At 60.1% G+C, this 18,151-nt stretch carries 15 protein-coding genes and 1 pseudogene; 3 read left to right on the top strand and 13 right to left on the bottom strand.

The window, feature by feature from the left end:
* Window positions 1-220 precede the first annotated feature (220 nt).
* The 3 genes and pseudogenes from EV130_RS12655 to EV130_RS12645 form a co-directional block, all read right to left on the bottom strand.
* Window positions 221-973: pseudogene (locus tag EV130_RS12655) on the bottom strand (SH3 domain-containing protein); the annotation flags it as partial.
* 478 nt (window positions 974-1,451) lie between these two features.
* Window positions 1,452-2,840, bottom strand: coding sequence for a M20/M25/M40 family metallo-hydrolase (locus EV130_RS12650; RefSeq protein WP_132551410.1), 1,389 nt, complete (start codon window positions 2,838-2,840; stop codon window positions 1,452-1,454).
* A gap of 89 nt (window positions 2,841-2,929) precedes the next feature.
* Window positions 2,930-3,346: a MarR family winged helix-turn-helix transcriptional regulator gene (locus EV130_RS12645; RefSeq protein ID WP_022713262.1), complete on the bottom strand. Its 417-nt coding sequence runs from the start codon at window positions 3,344-3,346 to the stop codon at window positions 2,930-2,932.
* Window positions 3,347-4,062: 716 nt separating this feature from the next.
* Here EV130_RS12645 and polA point away from each other — a divergent pair.
* Window positions 4,063-7,053, top strand: a complete 2,991-nt coding sequence (gene polA / locus EV130_RS12635; RefSeq protein WP_074059777.1) for a DNA polymerase I — start codon at window positions 4,063-4,065, stop codon at window positions 7,051-7,053.
* A 166-nt stretch (window positions 7,054-7,219) separates the two neighbouring features.
* Window positions 7,220-9,493, top strand: a complete 2,274-nt coding sequence (locus EV130_RS12630; RefSeq protein WP_132660486.1) for a DNA translocase FtsK — start codon at window positions 7,220-7,222, stop codon at window positions 9,491-9,493.
* Window positions 9,494-9,499: 6 nt separating this feature from the next.
* On the opposite strand, the gene phnN is transcribed toward EV130_RS12630, so the two are convergent.
* The 10 genes from phnN to phnG form a co-directional block, all read right to left on the bottom strand.
* On the bottom strand, window positions 9,500-10,099 hold the full coding sequence (gene phnN / locus EV130_RS12625) for a phosphonate metabolism protein/1,5-bisphosphokinase (PRPP-forming) PhnN (protein ID WP_074059779.1): 600 nt from the start codon (window positions 10,097-10,099) through the stop codon (window positions 9,500-9,502).
* Entirely contained in the window at window positions 10,096-11,235 is a 1,140-nt protein-coding gene (locus EV130_RS12620) for an alpha-D-ribose 1-methylphosphonate 5-triphosphate diphosphatase (RefSeq protein ID WP_074059780.1), read from the bottom strand. The genes phnN and EV130_RS12620 overlap by 4 nt, the downstream gene beginning before the upstream one ends.
* An 11-nt stretch (window positions 11,236-11,246) precedes the next feature.
* The gene (locus EV130_RS12615; RefSeq protein ID WP_074063003.1) at window positions 11,247-11,942 is read right to left on the bottom strand and encodes a DUF1045 domain-containing protein; all 696 of its coding nucleotides are present in this window, start codon (window positions 11,940-11,942) and stop codon (window positions 11,247-11,249) included.
* Between the two features lie 144 nt (window positions 11,943-12,086).
* The gene (locus tag EV130_RS12610) at window positions 12,087-12,704 is read right to left on the bottom strand and encodes a DapH/DapD/GlmU-related protein (protein ID WP_132660484.1); all 618 of its coding nucleotides are present in this window, start codon (window positions 12,702-12,704) and stop codon (window positions 12,087-12,089) included.
* On the bottom strand, window positions 12,701-13,411 hold the full coding sequence (gene phnL, locus EV130_RS12605) for a phosphonate C-P lyase system protein PhnL (protein ID WP_074059782.1): 711 nt from the start codon (window positions 13,409-13,411) through the stop codon (window positions 12,701-12,703). Before phnL ends, EV130_RS12610 begins: the two co-directional genes overlap by 4 nt.
* A gap of 12 nt (window positions 13,412-13,423) precedes the next feature.
* Window positions 13,424-14,200, bottom strand: coding sequence for a phosphonate C-P lyase system protein PhnK (gene phnK / locus EV130_RS12600; protein WP_074059783.1), 777 nt, complete (start codon window positions 14,198-14,200; stop codon window positions 13,424-13,426).
* A complete protein-coding gene (locus tag EV130_RS12595) occupies window positions 14,197-15,075 on the bottom strand; it encodes an alpha-D-ribose 1-methylphosphonate 5-phosphate C-P-lyase PhnJ (protein WP_132551398.1) in 879 nt (292 codons plus the stop codon). The genes phnK and EV130_RS12595 overlap by 4 nt, the downstream gene beginning before the upstream one ends.
* The gene (locus EV130_RS12590) at window positions 15,075-16,181 is read right to left on the bottom strand and encodes a carbon-phosphorus lyase complex subunit (RefSeq protein ID WP_074059785.1); all 1,107 of its coding nucleotides are present in this window, start codon (window positions 16,179-16,181) and stop codon (window positions 15,075-15,077) included. The genes EV130_RS12595 and EV130_RS12590 overlap by 1 nt, the downstream gene beginning before the upstream one ends.
* Window positions 16,182-16,184: 3 nt before the next feature.
* Window positions 16,185-16,793, bottom strand: a complete 609-nt coding sequence (gene phnH / locus EV130_RS12585; protein ID WP_074059786.1) for a phosphonate C-P lyase system protein PhnH — start codon at window positions 16,791-16,793, stop codon at window positions 16,185-16,187.
* Window positions 16,793-17,269, bottom strand: a complete 477-nt coding sequence (gene phnG, locus EV130_RS12580) for a phosphonate C-P lyase system protein PhnG (protein ID WP_074059787.1) — start codon at window positions 17,267-17,269, stop codon at window positions 16,793-16,795. The genes phnH and phnG overlap by 1 nt, the downstream gene beginning before the upstream one ends.
* 115 nt (window positions 17,270-17,384) lie before the next feature.
* On the opposite strand from phnG, the gene phnF reads away from it, so the two are divergent.
* Window positions 17,385-18,122 carry a phosphonate metabolism transcriptional regulator PhnF gene (gene phnF / locus EV130_RS12575; protein WP_074059788.1) on the top strand — a complete coding sequence of 246 codons (738 nt, stop codon included), beginning with the start codon at window positions 17,385-17,387 and terminating at the stop codon, window positions 18,120-18,122.
* Window positions 18,123-18,151: the final 29 nt, after the last annotated feature.

Genomic DNA, 18,151 nt, shown 5'->3' with positions numbered 1-18,151 from the left:
CGTCGCCGCGCCGGATGGCGCGATCGCCGTCATCGCCTCGGCGTTCGAAGTTGCGGCGGTCATTGTCACCACGGGTGCGATTGCGATTGTCGTCGCCGCGCCGGATGGCGCGATCGCCGTCATCGCCTCGGCGTTCGAAGTTGCGGCGGTCATTGTCACCACGGGTGCGATTGCGATTGTCGTCGCTACGCCGGATGACGCGATCGCCGTCATCGCCTCGGCGTTCGAAGTTGCGGCGGTCGTTGTCACCACGGGTGCGATTGCGATTGTCGTCGCTACGCCGGATGACGCGATCGCCGTCATCGCCTCGGCGTTCGAAGTTGCGGCGGTCATTGTCGCCGCGGCTGCGATCACGATTGTCGTCGCTACGCCGGATGACGCGATCGCCATCATCGTCTCGGCGTTCGAAGTTGCGGCGGTTGCGATCGCCGCTGCGCAGATCACGGTAAAAGTCCGACTGCCTGTCGATATTGGGCCTGCGGTCGGGCGCGCGATCGAAATCAGGCAGGCGATCAGAACGATCATCAAAGTCCCGACGCCTTTCACGGCGATCCGAGTCGCGATAGAAGTCCGGTCCGCGGCGCCAGCGATCGCGGTCGCGATAGAAGTCACGGTCACGGTAGTAACGATCCCAATAGCTGCCGAAGCTGAAGACAACGACGGGAATGCCGAGCGGGCGATAATATTCAGGCCCGACATAAACGCGGCGCGTTTGATAAAGAGCCTGGATATATCCGCCATGCACCCAGCCACGGGCGCCGTAGAACTCCACGTCGCACCATGGCACGTCGGCAAGACAGCCGTAGATTTCGATGGATTCGCCGGCCGGAATAACGGTGACTGCCGGATATGCTGTGCTGGGGCCGGCCCGGAGATTGACGTTCGTCGTCGCGAAGCCTTCTGCCGCCTGAGCGATCGCCGGAGCAAACAACACCATACCGGCCGCGGCAAATTTCAAGAGGGTACATTTCACGTTTTCAACTCCCTGGGAGGCAGCATCATGCCACTCCGGTATTTGTTCTTGCTCCGGCTCTTGCCGGTTGCGAGCAATAGTCGAAGCCCTTGCCGCTTTTGATAAGTCGGCAACCATTCGTCTTGTCTTTCAATGGTTTATAGCGCGTATTGCATGAACGCAGCTTGAACGGAAGATTCCGGGCTCAGGCACTTGAAAGTGCCCGAGCGGCTTCCGATATCAGGTTCCACAGATCGAAGCCAGGTGGATTGTTTTCGTGCGCCTCGGGCGTTTGACCGTTTCCCTATCATCCCGACTGCAAATGCGCTTTAATCGCGTGTTAATCTTTCGGGATCAATCTTGGCTCCAAAGTCCGCTTTTTCCTTGACCACGGATGTACTGGCATTGAAGCGAAGCGGATTGATGAAGGCCGGTTTATCCGGCCTTTATTGTTCTGTCTGGATGCGTGCCGGCATAAATTGCCAGGCACGCTTTTTATTCAAGCTGCCAATGCGTCGAGGATGCGCACCCAGGAGCGGATGCCCTTGTGGTAGGAGGCGAGTTCGTATTTCTCGTTGGGCGAATGGATCCTGTCATCTGAGAGGCCGAAACCGACGAGCAGCGATTCCATCCCGAGCATCCTCTGGAAATCGCCGACGATCGGAATAGAGCCGCCCATGCCGATGACGACGGCGGGCTTGGGCCATTCGTCCGAAAGCGCGTTCTTTGCTTTGGTAATCACCGCAGAATCGTAGGCAAGTTGAATTGCCGGCGAACCGCCATGGGCATGGAACTCGACCGAGCAATCGGCCGGAAGCTTCGAGCGGACATAGTTTCGGAACGTCTCTCGAATCTTTGCTGGATCCTGTCTGCCGACGAGGCGGAAGGAAACCTTGGCCGACGCCTTGGCGGCAATCACTGTCTTGAAGCCCTCGCCGGTATAGCCCCCCCATATGCCGTTGACTTCAGCCGTCGGACGCGCCCAGGTGAGTTCCAGAACGGAGCGGCCTTTTTCACCGGACGGCACAGAAAGGCCGACTTGGCCCAGGAAGTCCTCAGAGGTCTGGCCGAGCTTTTCCCATGAGGCCTTGATGTTTGCAGGCGTTTCCTCGACGCCTTCATAGAAATTCTCGAGTGTTATGCGACCGGTATCGTCGTGGAGACCGGCAAGCGCCGCTGTCAGGACATGGATGGGATTTGCCGCCGCGCCGCCGAAAAGCCCGGAATGCAGATCGCGGTCGGCAGCCGTAACGACGACTTCTTCACCGACAAGGCCGCGAAGCGCAGCAGCAATCGCCGGGGTCTGCCCGTCCCACATGCCGGTATCGCAGACAAGCGCATAATCGGCCTTCAGTTCTGCCGCATTTGCCTCCAAAAATGGCTTGAGGGACGGCGAGCCGGATTCCTCTTCGCCCTCAAAAAGGATGGTGACGCGGCAAGGAAGCGCGCCGTTGACCTCTTTGTAGGCCCGGCAGGCTTCGACGAAAGTCATGAGCTGGCCCTTGTCGTCGGCTGTACCGCGGCCCGTCAGGATCTTGCGGCCATTGCCCATGTCCTTGACGACTGGTTCGAAGGGATCGTTTTCCCAAAGCTCGATTGGATCGACTGGTTGAACGTCGTAGTGGCCGTAGAACAACATATGCGGCGCATCCGCACTGGCGCCGGCATGATGCGCAACGACCATCGGGTGACCGGGAGTATCGCGAACGGAAGCCTCGAAGCCCAGGGTCTTCAAATAGGCCACCAGCCATTCGGCGGCCGTGCGGCACTCGGCTTTATACGCAGGGTCAGTCGAGATCGATTTGATCCGCAGCAACTCGAACAGTCTGTCCAGGCTTGAACCAAGATTCTGATCGGCGCGCGAAAGCACCGAGGATACGTCTGTCATTTCCGACTCCTTTCGAAATTCGGCGGACGATAGACCAAAGGCGGGAACGTTTCGAGGAAGAAAATCGAAACAAGACAGGGCGTAATCGCTCAGATTTTCTTCGCGTTTTCAAGGAGGCGGCGGATATATTCCAGCATCAGTTCGCGTTCGAAGGTCTTGAAGCCTTGGAAAAGCGCCAGATCGGCTTCACGCGCGATCTTGACCGCTTCATCTTCGATGGCCCGCGCATTGGGCGTCAGGAAGATCAGTTGCGCTCGTTTGTCTGAAGGATGGGGGCGGCGCTCTATGAGGCCATCGCGCGCCATGCGCGCAAGCGTATTGGCCATCGTCGCCTGTTCGATATCGACGCGTTCGAGCAATTGCTTCTGCGTGAGGCCGTCTTCTGCCCAAAGTTCGAGAAGGATCGGGAATTGCCCGGGAGAAAAACCTAACCCCGCCGCGCGCTGTTGCAGCGAGCGGGCAAATCCCTTGGCCAACTGGCTGGCAAGGTATGCTCCTGAATCCATCCTGTTGAATCCCATGATTGCAGTTAGGCTCAAAAACTGGCGCGAAACAATGCAACAAATCGCATGCGATGGATCAAAACTTGTCCTTCAGCTTCATAAATGTGCATCTTCGACAAAAAACAAAGCCGCCATGGCCTGGAGGTTGGCCATGGCGGCTTGAAAATGGGGACAAAGGCCCGGAGAGGGGGATAAGGCCTTTGTCCAAGCCTGATGCGGCGGGGGACAAGCCGGTAATCAGACCCTCGGCGCGATCAAACGCCGGTACATCTGATTTGTGACCGGGAATGTGGTTTTTCAAGGGAAGCCGGCCGAGCCGACAATTACAAATTGGTAACAGTTCGGTGAAGCACTATTCCCGCGCCCTTGAGCGACCATTCCAGCAGAACCCAAGGTCCATCCGGCATTAGCGTCATGCCTCAAAGGGCGCAGATCAGCCCAGTGAGGCAAAGTCTCGTAAGGGCTGACCGGGAAAGAAGCAGAACGTTCAGCCGCTGAAATCTGCTGGTACAAACCAATCGCAGGTCCTCGACCGCCGCAAGTGCGCAGCAACTGATAAAGACGACTGCCACGAGACAAACGGCACGGCCTGGGCCGCCGCGATGCTGCGCTTTTCCGACGGTAACCCTTTGCGAAGGTCAGTTGTCCCAGCAATAAAATAGTTCCGCAAACTCCATGTGCAATGGACGTTTCCATCCCGCCACGCTATCCATGCAGCCATGAAAAAAGGCGATCATCTTTTCCTTGTTGACGGTTCGGGTTTCATCTTCCGGGCGTTTCATGCCCTGCCGCCGCTGACGCGCAAGTCCGACGGCTTGCCGGTCGGCGCGGTCTCTGGCTTCTGCAATATGCTCTGGAAGCTGCTGACCGATGCGCGTGACACCTCCGTCGGCGTCACGCCGACGCATCTTGCGGTTATCTTCGACTACTCGGCAAAGACCTTTCGCAAGGATTTGTATGATGCCTACAAGGCAAATCGCTCTGCGCCCCCGGATGAGCTGATACCGCAGTTCGGGCTGATCCGCGAGGCGACGCGCGCCTTCAACCTGCCCTGCATCGAGACCGAGGGCTTCGAGGCCGACGATATCATCGCCACCTATGCCCGACAGGCGGAAGCGACCGGCGCCGATGTGACGATCGTCTCCTCCGACAAGGATCTGATGCAGCTCGTGACGCCGAACGTCCACATGTACGACAGCATGAAGGACAAGCAGATCGGCATCCCGGACGTGATCGAGAAATGGGGCGTGTCGCCCGAAAAGATGATCGACCTGCAGGCCATGACCGGTGATTCGGTCGATAACGTCCCCGGTATTCCCGGTATCGGTCCGAAGACCGCCGCGCAGCTTCTTGCGGAATATGGCGATCTCGACACGCTTTTGGACCGCGCGCATGAGATCAAGCAGGAAAAGCGCCGCCAGGCGATCCTCGAAAATGCCGACAAGGCAAGGCTCTCGCGCGAGTTGGTGCGGTTGCGATCTGATGTGCCGCTGGTGCTTGGTCTGGACGACCTCGTTCTCGAAGTGCAGAACGGCCCGAAGTTGATTGGCTTTCTGAAGGCGTTGCAATTCACGACGCTGACGCGCCGGGTGGCGGAGGCGTGCAATTGCGATGCCAGTGCCATCGAGGCGGCCGACGTAAAAGTCGAGTGGGGTAGTGCTGCCCATGGCCCCGATCTCGATGCCGTTGAGCCGGAGCCGGTTGCGGGGGGCATTCCGGATGTTGAGGGCGCCGCCGTTCCGATCCCCGTCAAGGCCAAGCCTGCCAGCAAAGGCTTTACGCCCGCCGAACTTGCCAGGACCCGCGCCGAAGCGTTTGCAGCGCTGCCATTCGATCATTCTACCTACGTGACGATTCGCGATCTTGCCACGCTCGACAAATGGATTGCCGATGCGCGGGCAACCGGTCTGGTAGCATTCGATACCGAAACCACTTCACTTGATGCGATGCAGGCGGAGCTGGTGGGATTCTCGATGGCGATTGCCGACAACGACAAGAACCCGGCAGGTGTCAAGACGCGCGCTGCCTATCTCCCGATCGGCCACAAGAACGGCGTCGGCGATCTCCTTGGTGGAGGGCTTGCGGACAATCAGATACCGATGCGGGACGCGCTGCCGCGGCTGAAAGCCCTGCTCGAAGACGAGTCCGTCCTCAAGGTCGCGCAGAACCTGAAATATGATTATCTGCTGATGAAGCGATACGGCGTCGAGACAAAGAGCTTCGATGACACGATGCTGATGTCCTACGTGCTCGACGCCGGCACCGGCGCCCACGGGATGGACTCGCTCTCGGAAAAATTTCTCGGACATAAACCGATTGCCTACAAGGACATCGCAGGAAGCGGCAGGGCGAATGTCACGTTCGACCTCGTCGATATCGAACGTGCTACGCATTACGCTGCCGAAGACGCCGATGTGACATTGCGGCTCTGGATGGTGCTGAAGCCACGTCTTGCCGCGGCAAAGCTGACGGCCGTCTACGAACGCCTGGAGCGCCCGCTGCTGCCGGTACTGGCGCGCATGGAAGAACGCGGCATCACGGTCGACCGTCAGATCCTGTCCCGCCTATCGGGTGAACTGGCGCAAGGCGCTGCGCGCCTGGAGGACGAAATCTATGCGCTGGCGGGTGAGAAATTCACGATCGGCTCGCCAAAGCAGCTTGGCGATATCCTGTTCGGCAAGCTGGGGCTTGCTGGTGGCAGCAAGACGAAGACCGGGCAGTGGTCGACCTCGGCAAGCGTGCTGGAAGACCTTGCTGCCGCGGGTTTCGAGCTGCCGCGCAAGATCGTCGATTGGCGCCAGCTGACCAAGCTGAAATCCACCTATACAGATGCGCTTCCGGGATACGTGCATCCGCAGACGAAGCGCGTCCACACTTCCTATTCGCTGGCTTCGACGACAACAGGGCGCCTTTCGTCGTCCGAGCCGAACTTGCAAAATATTCCGGTGCGCACGCTGGAGGGCCGGAAAATCCGCACCGCGTTCATCTCCACGCCCGGGCATAAGCTGATCTCTGCCGATTATAGCCAGATCGAACTGCGCGTGCTCGCACATGTCGCGGAAATTCCGCAGCTCACACAGGCTTTTGCCGAAGGCATCGATATTCACGCGATGACGGCCTCCGAAATGTTCGGCGTTCCTGTCGATGGCATGCCGGCCGAAGTGCGCCGCCGTGCCAAGGCCATCAACTTCGGCATCATCTACGGTATTTCCGCCTTCGGCCTTGCCAACCAGCTCTCGATCGAGCGCTCGGAAGCGGGTGACTACATCAAGAAATATTTCGAGCGGTTTCCCGGCATTCGCGACTATATGGACAGCCGCAAACAGATGGCGCGCGACAAGGGCTATGTCGAAACGATCTTCGGGCGGCGAATCAACTACCCGGAAATCCGCTCCTCCAATCCTTCCGTGCGCGCCTTTAACGAGCGGGCGGCGATCAATGCACCGATCCAGGGTTCGGCTGCCGATGTCATCCGCCGGGCAATGATCAAGATCGAACCGGCACTCGCCGAAGCCGGCCTTGCGGATCGGGTTCGCATGCTGCTGCAGGTGCACGATGAGTTGATCTTCGAGGTCGAGGATGCCGACGTCGAAAAGGCGATGCCGATCATTGTTTCCGTCATGGAAAACGCCGCCATGCCGGCCCTTGAAATGCGCGTGCCGTTGAAGGTCGATGCCCGTGCCGCTACCAATTGGGACCAAGCGCACTGAGCCCTTCGTGCTTTCGGCCTCAAAGATTTTTCTTGATGACTTAACTCATTGGCGAAGCGTTGTTTTTTGTATTTGAGGTGTCCCGTTTAGATGCGGCTGGAAGGAACTTGTTAACCTTCATTTTCTAATCCGGTCGGGTCGGAAATTTGAGTGAGTAGCGGGTCGCATGCGTTTTCCCAGAACGAATTTGACGGATGCCGGTGATTTTTCCTCGGAAATAGACGTACAGCACGCGGGCGACGACGTGAATGTCGCTCCCGCAGCACCGGTTTGGCAGAGCAATTTCTCGCTCGCACCGAACGTGCGCTTTACCCGCACGCCGGAAAACCTGATCATTAAACGCCGCCCGCCGGCCGAATCGGAACAGCCGTATGGCGAGGCGACCGTCAGCCAAGAGCCGGCCGTTGATGTCGAGCCACCGGTGATGGTCGACGTGCCGTTCGACATCTATGAGCCGGAAGCCGCGCCATCCGTGTCCGAGATCGATCATCCCAAATATATCCCCAACGTCCAGGTCGAGCCTGAATTTCGCGCTTCGTCAAAGCTTGCAGACATTTCCGATTTCGCCTTCTGGGAAGTCATGGCCTTCGAGGAAGCAACTGCGGCCCCGATTATCCTGCCGGTTGCCTTCCTGCCGAAGGTTGAGGCAACAGCGGAATCGATCATCTCACACTTCCGCGTGATGGAATGGCGCCCGGGAGCAAGACTGCACAAGCCCGACGCACCAGCCACGGCCATAGCCGCTCCAGCGCCTGTAAGGTCCATATCGGCCGAGGCTCCGGCGGCCAGGTCGGGCCCAGCACCGCTGAGCGCGAAAACCCAGCCGATCGCGCCGATGCCGGTCCGTGTGCAGGCCCCTGCACCGCTGGCGCCCGCACCGCGGGCCGTAACGCAAAAGGCAATCCCGGCGCATATCGATCCATCCGGCTACGAGTTTCCGCCGCGCTCGCTGCTGCAGGAACCACCGGAGCGCTTTGGCGAAATCATGCCCCAGGAAACGCTGGAGCAGAATGCCGGGCTGTTGGAAAGCGTGCTGGAGGACTTCGGCATCAAGGGCGAGATCATTCACGTCCGCCCGGGTCCGGTCGTAACGCTTTATGAATTCGAACCTGCACCCGGAGTGAAGTCGTCGCGCGTCATCGGACTTGCCGACGATATCGCCCGCTCCATGTCGGCGCTGTCGGCTCGTGTCGCCGTCGTGCCCGGCCGCAACGTCATCGGCATCGAACTGCCGAACGCGATGCGGGAGACGGTCTATTTCCGCGAGATGATCGAAAGTCAGGATTTCGAGAAGAGCGGCTATAAGCTGGCGCTCGGCCTCGGCAAGACGATCGGCGGCGAGCCGGTGATCGCCGAGCTTGCAAAGATGCCACACCTGCTGGTCGCCGGCACAACCGGCTCCGGAAAATCCGTCGCCATCAACACGATGATTCTCTCTCTGCTCTATCGCATGACACCGGAACAGTGCCGTCTCATCATGGTCGATCCGAAGATGCTGGAACTGTCCGTATATGATGGCATCCCGCACCTATTGACGCCCGTCGTTACCGATCCGAAGAAGGCTGTGATGGCGCTGAAATGGGCGGTGCGCGAGATGGAGGAGCGCTACCGGAAAATGTCGCGCCTCGGTGTGCGCAACATCGACGGCTACAACGGCCGTGTCGCGCAGGCCCGCGAAAAGGGCGAGACGGTCCACATCATGGTCCAGACCGGTTTCGACAAGGGCACAGGTGCACCGATCGAAGAGCAGCAGGAAATGGATCTGACGCCGATGCCTTACATCGTCGTCATCGTCGACGAAATGGCCGACCTCATGATGGTCGCCGGCAAGGAGATCGAGGGCGCGATCCAGCGCCTGGCGCAGATGGCGCGCGCTGCCGGCATCCATCTCATCATGGCGACCCAGCGTCCGTCCGTCGACGTCATCACCGGCACCATCAAGGCGAATTTCCCGACCCGGATTTCCTTCCAGGTCACGTCGAAGATCGACAGCCGCACGATCCTTGGCGAACAAGGCGCCGAGCAGCTGCTCGGCCAGGGCGACATGCTGCACATGCAAGGTGGCGGCAGGATTTCCCGTGTTCATGGCCCGTTCGTCTCCGACCTCGAAGTCGAAAAGGTCGTCGCGCATCTGAAGACGCAGGGCCGTCCGGAATATCTGGAGACGGTCACGGCTGACGAAGAAGAAGATGCCGACCCTGAAGAGGGCGCCGTCTTCGACAAGAGCGCGATCGCGTCCGAGGATGGCAACGAGCTTTACGACCAGGCTGTCAAGGTCGTGCTGCGCGACAAGAAGTGCTCGACCTCCTACATCCAGCGCCGCCTCGGCATCGGCTATAACCGGGCGGCATCGCTTGTCGAGCGCATGGAAAAGGAGGGCCTCGTCGGCCCCGCGAACCATGTCGGCAAACGTGAGATCGTCTCGGGGCGCGAAGAATGAAGTCGGCTAACCAATTTGGGCGAGGAAGCCGCTGAGCGTCTTGATGATCTTGCGCCCGGCTTCTTCCAGGGAACTGCTGTTGTCAAGTTCGGTGACGTCGTAGTCGCCGCGGACGGTCAGCGGGCCTCGAGCGAGGCGGGCCATGATATCTTCGTGCGTCTCGCGGCCGCGGGCTTCGAGGCGGCCTGCCAGCACTTCTGGGCGGGCGGTTACGTTGATAACCTTGAGGCGGGGAAAAACGGCGTGAAACAGGTGGAGTGCCGAGCGGGAGCCGTTGGCGATTACCAGGTGTCCCTTGGAGAGCGCGACGGAAACCTCTGCTGGAATTCCGTATTTCAGGCCATGCGCCTCCCACCAAACGGCGAAGTTGCCGGACTGCTCCATAGAAACGAAGCCTCCGTCGGAAACGGACAGATGATTCTCGCCGCCGGCATCCCCGTCCCGCGTGATGACGCGGCGGACGAAGTGCACGTCGGGACGGCCGGCGAAATGCTGTGCCGCCAGGTTTATCAGCGTGTCCTTGCCGGCGCCGCTCGGGCCGACGACAACGACCATGATGCCCCGCTCGGTGCCTGGTACCAAGTGTGGCTCGTGCGAGGGGATCATGCGACCCGGCGCCCTTCGCGCCAGACGGAACGGGTCACCGGGACGCCTTCTTTGCGGAAGACGCGGACAAGATCGGCACGAAGGCCGATGTCGATCCGGCCGCGATCATCCAGGCCGACGGTGCGCGCGGGCGTGGCGGTCACCATTGCGATGGCCCTGGACAACGAAATGGTCTCCACCTCGTCGGCAAGGATGAAGGGTGCGTAAAGCAGGCTGAGCGGCACGTAATCGGAAGAGAGCACGTCCAGGACGCCGCGCTCGGCAAGATCGCGAGCGGCGATGTTGCCTGAGTGAGACTTGCCCCGCACCACATTGGGAGCGCCCATCAACACGCTCATTCCATGTTCGTGCGATGCCTTGGCAGCATCGAAGCTCGTGGGAAATTCCGCAAGGCGCACGCCGTTTTCGATCGCCTCGTCGACATGGGCAAGGGTCGCATCGTCGTGGCTCGCAACCGTGATACCGCGCTCTTTGCAGACCTTGGCGATCGCGGTGCGGTGCGGCGTCGAATTGCGAGCCGATTCGCCGAGCCGCTTTTCTATGAAGCGCGCGAACTCCTCGTCCGAAAGGCCGCGCTTCTTCTGATAGTAGAAGACGTATTGATCCATGGTCTGGAACTGACGCTGTCCCGGCGCGTGGTCCATCAGTGAAACGAGGCGAACATAGGGATCGTCCTCGAAGTCCGCGAAGTGCTCCAGCACGTTGTGGGCCGAGACTTCGCAGCGCAGGTGGATCAGGTGCTCCGCGCGAAGCCTGCCTTCCTGCTCTGCCTTCTGGATGGCATCAGCCATCTCGCGCATTTCGCCATGTTCAAAGCCTCCGTCCTCGTCCGCGCCCATCCGCAGGCAGTCGAAAACTGTGGTGATGCCGGAGGTGACGATCTGGGCATCATGGGCCTGGATTGCCGCCGTCTTGTTCCAGCGCAGGCCGGGACGAGGCGAATAGTGGCCCTCCAGATGGTCGGTATGGAGTTCGACGAGGCCGGGGATGAGGTAATCGCCTTCGAAATCCTCTCCACTTGCCGAATTGCCTTCGGAGATATCGGCAATCCTGCCATCGCGGATCAAAAGCGAGCCATTGACGATCTCGTCTTGAAGAACGACTCGGGCGTTGGAAAGCACTGTCTCTGTGGTCATCTGCGGATCTCTCAGCGTTTGGCGCCAGCAAGCGGCAGCCAGGAATGAATCTTGAAGGGCCCGCCCCGATCTTCTTCAGTGAAAACGGCGAGGCCGGAGATGGAAAGCGGCCGGCCAATGAAGGCGGCAAAACGCTTTTCAAGGATCGATTTCATCAATGCCGATCGCTCTTCGGGCACCTGGCCGGTCAGCGTCATGTGAAAACCGAAGTCCTCCATTACATAGGGATAACCCCAGCGCATGAGGTTGGCGCGCTGGCTTTCAGTCAACTTTTCAGGCTTTCGTCTTGCAATATCGGCCTCGCAAAGCGCTGCGCGAAACGGCTCGAAGGACTTTACCACGCTTGCCGCAAAATCCTGAAGCGGCGCATGCAGAAAACCTGGAACGAGCGCAAAGAAGCGACCGATCTGCCCGAGGACAATTTCGGGGATTTCGACAGCCGGTGTACGGCCGGTGAAATCCTCGACGAAAGCCATCAAGTCTTTCTCGTTGACTGAAGCGGCAAGCGCAAAAGGCGCCTTTATGGTCGCATGAAAGCCGTAACGGCGCGGATCGGCTGTCAGCGCGAACTGCTCTGCCGCCGGCATCCCCTGTTCCTCGGGAGCCGGGTAAGTTTCTCCCGCAAATGCGTCGCGCCCAAGCCAGACGGAAGCAGCAACGTTCAGGGGATCGTCCTTCGGCGGCGTGAAATAAAGGGCGTAGCGCAACGTTCTTGTCCTGAAAAAATGGTCGAGCAGAGCCGCAATGTCAGTGATTTGGCGACGCACTGCAAGCAAGCTCCCCGGCTAAAAGATTTCCGTGACAGAATGATGATCAGGCGGCGACATAGAACTTTCCTTGTAAGCTGAGCCTTAGCCAGCATGCCGGCAAAGGAAGTCTTCGGCCGACAGTGCACGGAAATCCTCAAGCGCTGCACGCAGCCGTGAATGTTCCCAGTCCCACCAGGCAAGTTTGTCCATGCGCTCGCCGATTTCCTTGGGAAAGCGCTCACGGATAAGCTTTGCGGGAACGCCGCCGACGATCGTATAGGGTGCGACATTGCTGGAAACGACGGCGCCTGCGCCGATCACCGAACCATTGCCGACGGTGACGCCGGGCAGGATGGTGGCCCCGTGGCCGATCCAGACGTCATGGCCGATGACGACGCGATTGGAACGCCGCCATTCGAAGAATTCCGTCTCCATGTTCGCATCCGGCCAGTAGTCCGCGGCGCGATAGGTGAAGTGATGCAACGTGGCGCGCCATGTCGGATGGTTGGTCGCGTTGATGCGGACGGCGGCGGCAATATTGACGAACTTGCCGATCGTCGCGCACCAGATGGAGCCGTCCTGCATGATGTAGGAATAATCGCCGAATTCGACTTCGCTGATCCGGCAGCGCTCGGATATTTCGGTATAACGGCCAAGGGTGGCATCGCTGACGGAGGCGGTCTCATGAATAAAGGGCATGTCGCCCAGCTTCCGGCTCATGCTGCAAGCGCCTTTCGCGGTGAAAACTGCTGGACGTCGAGGATGCGATCGGCGACCGCCTCTCGCACCTCCTCGTCATGGAATATGCCGAGAAGGGCAACACCTGCCTTTTTTTTCTCCGCGATCATGCCGATGACAACGGCGCGGTTTCTTGCGTCGAGAGAAGCGGTCGGCTCATCGAGCAGCAGCACCATATGCTCCGTTATGAAACCGCGAGCGATGTTGACGCGCTGCTGCTCGCCACCCGAGAAAGTCGCAGGCGGCAATTGCCATAGCGCTTCGGGAAGGTTGAGCTTTTCGAGTAGTGCTGCAGCCTTTTCGCGAGCGCCGGCTGCCGCCTCGCCAAGGGCAACCAGCGGTTCGGCAACGACATCGATCGCGGCAACGCGCGGCACGGTGCGCAGGAACTGACTGACATAGCCGAGCGTATGACGCCGGACATCGATAATGGTGCGTGGGTCCGCAGAGGCAAGGTCGACAATCCGGGCCTTGTGGCTGATCAGGATCTGGCCGGCGTCGACTGCGTAATTGCCGTAAATCATCTTGAGCAGGGAACTCTTGCCGATCCCCGAAGGACCGCCAAGGACGACGCATTGGCTGGCGGCAACGGAGAAGGCGACATCGGAGACGACCGGCAGCTTGATGCCGTCGCGCAAATGCATGGTGAAGCTCTTCGAGACTTCGGAAACGACGAGGGGCGTTGCCATGATTGTTGCCTTTCAGACCTGCAGGATCGATGAGACGAGCAATTGCGTGTAGGGCTCGCGTGGGTCATCGAGCACCCGATCGGTCAAACCGTGTTCGATGACACAGCCGTCCTTCATCACCATCATGCGATGCGAGAGCAGACGCGCGACTGCGAGATCGTGTGTGACGATGATGGCCGAAAGGCCGAGATCATTGACGAGACCGCGAACCAGATCGAGCAGGCGCGCCTGAACCGAGACGTCGAGGCCGCCGGTCGGTTCGTCCATGAAGACGAGCCGCGGCTTGGTGACGAGATTGCGAGCGATCTGCAAGCGCTGGCGCATGCCGCCAGAGAAAGCACGGGGCTGATCATCGATACGGCTGGCGTCGATTTCGACACGCTCCAACCAATCGACGGCCGTCGAGCGGATTTGGCCGTAGTGCCGATCGCCAATCGCCATCAGCCGTTCGCCGACATTGGCGCCGGCCGAAACGGTCATGCGCAGGCCGTCGGCCGGATTCTGGTGCACGAAACCCCAATCGGTGCGCATCAGGAAGCGACGCTCTGCCTCGTTCATCCGGTAGAGATCGCGATAGTTGCCGTCGCGCATATGATATTCGACGCTACCGGTCGTCGGCATCAGGCGCGTCGAGATGCAATTGAGTAGCGTCGTTTTCCCGGAACCGGACTCGCCGACGACAGCCAGCACTTCGCCGGGCCAGAGTTCGAAAGATGCATTCCGGCAGCCGATACGATTGCCGTAGAATTTCGAGACGTCGTTGACTTTGAGAAGAGGGGCGTCGGTCACTCCGCAGCCTCCTTCGGCGCAAGCATCTCGCCTGCGTGTCCCTGCTCGCGGCGGTCTTCGCAATGATCGGTATCCGAGCAGACGAACATACGTCCTCCCTTGTCGTCGAGGATCACTTCGTCGAGATAGACGTCCTGCGCGCCGCAAAGCGCGCAGGGCTTGCCGAAGCGCTGGATCTCGAAAGGGTAGTCTTCGAAATCGAGGCTGACGACTTCCGTATAGGGCGGCACGGCGTAGATCCGTTTCTCGCGGCCGGCGCCGAACAGCTGCAGTGCATCCGACATATGCATTTTCGGATTGTCGAATTTCGGCGTCGGAGAAGGGTCCATCACGTAGCGGCCGGCGACCTTGACCGGATAGGCATAGGTCTTGGAGATGCGGCCGTTATGGGCGATGTCCTCATAGAGCTTCACATGCATGAGGCCGTATTCTTCCAGCGCATGCATTTTTCGCGTTTCGGTTTCGCGCGGCTCGAGGAAGCGGAGCGGTTCGGGAATCGGCACTTGATAGACGAGCACTTGGTTGGCTGCGAGCGGCTCTTCAGGGATGCGGTGACGCGTCTGGATGATCGTCGCATCTTTGGTGTGAGTGGTCACCGCGACGTTTGCAACCTTCTGGAAGAAGGCGCGGATGGAGACAGCGTTCGTGGTGTCGTCGGCGCCCTGGTCGATGACCTTGAGCACGTCGTCCGGTCCAATGATCGAAGCGGTCACCTGGACCCCACCGGTACCCCAACCATAGGGCATGGGCATTTCGCGCGAAGCAAAAGGCACCTGATAACCGGGAATCGCGATGGCCTTCAAGATGGCACGGCGGATCATCCGCTTGGTCTGTTCGTCGAGATAGGCGAAGTTGTAGGTGGCAAGATCGCTCATTATTCAGCCGCCTCCTTGGTGGTGTCGCCGCCGGCACGGTTGGCTTCGAAGTCGCGGCGCATTCGGCGCACGAGGTGCAGTTCGGCCTGGAAATCCACGTAGTGCGGCAATTTCAGATGCTCGACGAAGCCGGTCGCCTGGACATTGTCGGAGTGAGAAATGACGAACTCCTCGTCTTGTGCCGGCGCCGTGATGTCTTCCCCGAGCTCTTCGGCGCGTAGGGCGCGATCGACCAGCGACATTGACATCGCCTTCCGTTCGCTCTGGCCGAAGACGAGGCCGTAACCGCGCGTGAATTGCGGCGGGGCCTTGGCCGAACCCTTGAACTGATTGACCATCTGGCACTCGGTCAACTGGATCGTGCCAAGCGACACGGCAAAGCCGAGTTCTGGAACGTAAAATTCGACTTCGACCTCGCCGATGCGGATTTCCCCGGTGAAGGGATGATTGCGGCCATAGCCCCGTTGCGTGGAGTAGCCGAGTGCCAGGAGGAAGCCCTCGTCGCCGCGAGCGAGCGCCTGCAGGCGAAGGTCGCGGCTCATCGGAAACTCCATCGGTTCACGGGTAAGGTCACCGATCTCGTGATCTTCCGGCATATCGCCGTCGGCCTCGATCAGCCCCTCCTGGCCAAGGATCTCCGACACGCGCATGATGCGGCCGGCTTCTGCCGGGCGTTGGGCCGGTTCTTCAACGGACTCGTCGGAAAGCAGCGAAGGATCGAGCAGCCGGTGCGTGTAGTCGAAGGTTGGACCGAGAAGCTGGCCGCCAGGCAAATCCTTGTAGGTCGCCGAAACGCGACGCTCGATCTTCATCGCCGCGGTGTCGAGCGGTTTCGAATAGCCGAAGCGTGGCAGCGTCGTGCGATAGGCGCGCAGCAGGAAAATTGCCTCGATCATGTCGCCGCGCGATTGACGGATGGCAAGTGCGGCGAGCGTGCGGTCGTAGAGCGAGGCTTCCGCCATGACACGGTCGACGGCAAGCGCCAGCTGTGCGACGATCTGGTCGATGCCTATCGCAGGCAGCGAGCGGTCGCCGCGACGGCGGTCGGCCAGCAGGCGATGGGCATTGTCGATGGCGGCCTCACCTCCTTTGACGGCAACATACATGGCTCACATCTCCGTTGCGATGATCTTGGTGGTGCGCGGCAAGCAGAGAAAACGGCTGCCTGCCGTCATGACGAGGTCGATGCCACGCGGAAAGAGGGCGCGGTTTTCCGTCCACAGACGCAGGAACGCCTGCGGCAGGCCGGCCGGCGCAATCTCGCTGACGCCTTGAATGCCGGGGCCCGTCAAGGCGAGCCGGGAGCCGCCTTCGAGGCCTGCAAGCTCGACGATCAGCGTCGTCGAGCGATCCGGATATTCTTGGGTTCCCAAGGCAAAGAGTCCGAACGAGGAAAGCGCCACGCCGTGCTCGATAAAGGCAAATCGGGCTTCAGTCCTTTCCGGCACCACGTATGCGCCGGTGTGAAAGGCGAGCCAATCGACCATTGAGGATTTGGCGAGTCGGGAAGATAGCCAGACTGGTGTCTCATGGTCGCACAGCGTCAGTGCAATTGCGGCTGCGGCCATGCCAAGTGGCGCAGGTGGCGCGACTTCTGGCGCGATGGTCTGGATCGTGCCGGGCCGCGCCATGCCGTCCATCATGGCCTTGAAGACGCTTTGGGCGTGGAAGACCGGTTGGCCAAATCCGCCCGTCAGGGCTTCTGTCTTGATGTTCATCAGTCGTCTCCGCGCACCATTGTGAAGAAATCGACCCGTGTCGCCGCCGTCTCGTCCGCCTTGCGCCGATCGACCCCGGCGATCCGGGCCGCGATTGGCAAAAGAAGCCTCTCCTCGACGAAATCCTTCATCGCATCGTCCTGCCACAGTGCGTCGAAGATCGCGGCAAGCCTTGCCTTTTCGCGATCGGTGCCAAGCGCCTGTGCATGCCCCACGGCGCCAGACCCAAGCTTCATTGTCGCGCGCGTAACCGTGACCTCGCCGAGATTGAAGGAGGCGCCGCCGCCGCCGATGCGGCCGCGCACCATGACGAGGCCGGTTTCCGGTCCGCGCACCGGCTGGACCGCTGGCTTGTCCGTGATTGCCTCAAAGGCTTCAACGAGTTCGTTCCGTTCAGCCCGCGCGAGAAGATCGGCAACGCGCTTGCGCTCACTGGCTGGCTGGGTCACATGACTCTGGTGCTTTGCTGATGTCATTGCCGTTCCTTAAATGTCTATTGATATAGACAACCGTACAAGGTAGTTGTAGCCTTAAGGGGAGGACGTGACAAGCGTGTGACAACACTCAAGCGAAAGTGCAGGGCTGGAACGAATGGCCGGACTGAACCAGGTACAGAGACAAACGGGCGTGGCGCTCTGGCGTCAGATCGCCGACCGTATTCGCGACGCTATCGGTTCCGGGGCTTATGACGAGACCGGCATGGTGCCGCCGGAAACGGTCCTGGCGCTGCAATTCGGGGTCAATCGTCATACGGTCCGAAGCGCGCTTGCTGCCCTTGCTCAGGAAGGGATCGTGCGCGCAGTGCAGGGCCGCGGCACCCTGATCGAGCGCAAGGAGAGGCTGAATTTCCCGATTACGCGGCGCACGCGCTTCACCGCTGGTATCGGCGCTCAGGCGCGCGAGATGCGCGGCCTGCTGCTCGACCATGCGCAAGAGAGAGCCGATGCTGACGTTGCGCGCTGGCTGAGACTTAGGTCCGGGACCGCGGTGATTCGCCTCGAAACATTGCGTCTGGCCGACAAGCGGCCGGTATCTTGCGCAACGACATGGTTTCCGGCAGACCGGTTTGCCGGTATCGACGAAGTCTATCGCAAGACGGAATCGATCACCAAGGCCTTTGCCGAGCTCGGCCTGCCGGATTACGTCCGTGCAACGACCGAGATTACCGCCGCCCACGCCGATTCACACGACATTGCCACGCTGGAATTGACGCCGGGCGCCATCCTGCTCGTCGCCAAGGCGACGAATACCGATCTTGACGGCGTGCCGGTTCAATATTCGATCAGCCGCTTTGCAGCCGACAGGGTGAAGTTCACGATAGAGAACTGAATTGAAAAAGCCGGGCAGCGAGCCCGGCT

The organism is Rhizobium azibense, from assembly GCF_004342325.1.
In the GTDB taxonomy this organism is placed as follows: domain Bacteria; phylum Pseudomonadota; class Alphaproteobacteria; order Rhizobiales; family Rhizobiaceae; genus Rhizobium; species Rhizobium etli_B.
Note: the sequence above shows the minus strand (reverse complement) of the source record. Positions and strands in the feature narration are given on the sequence as shown.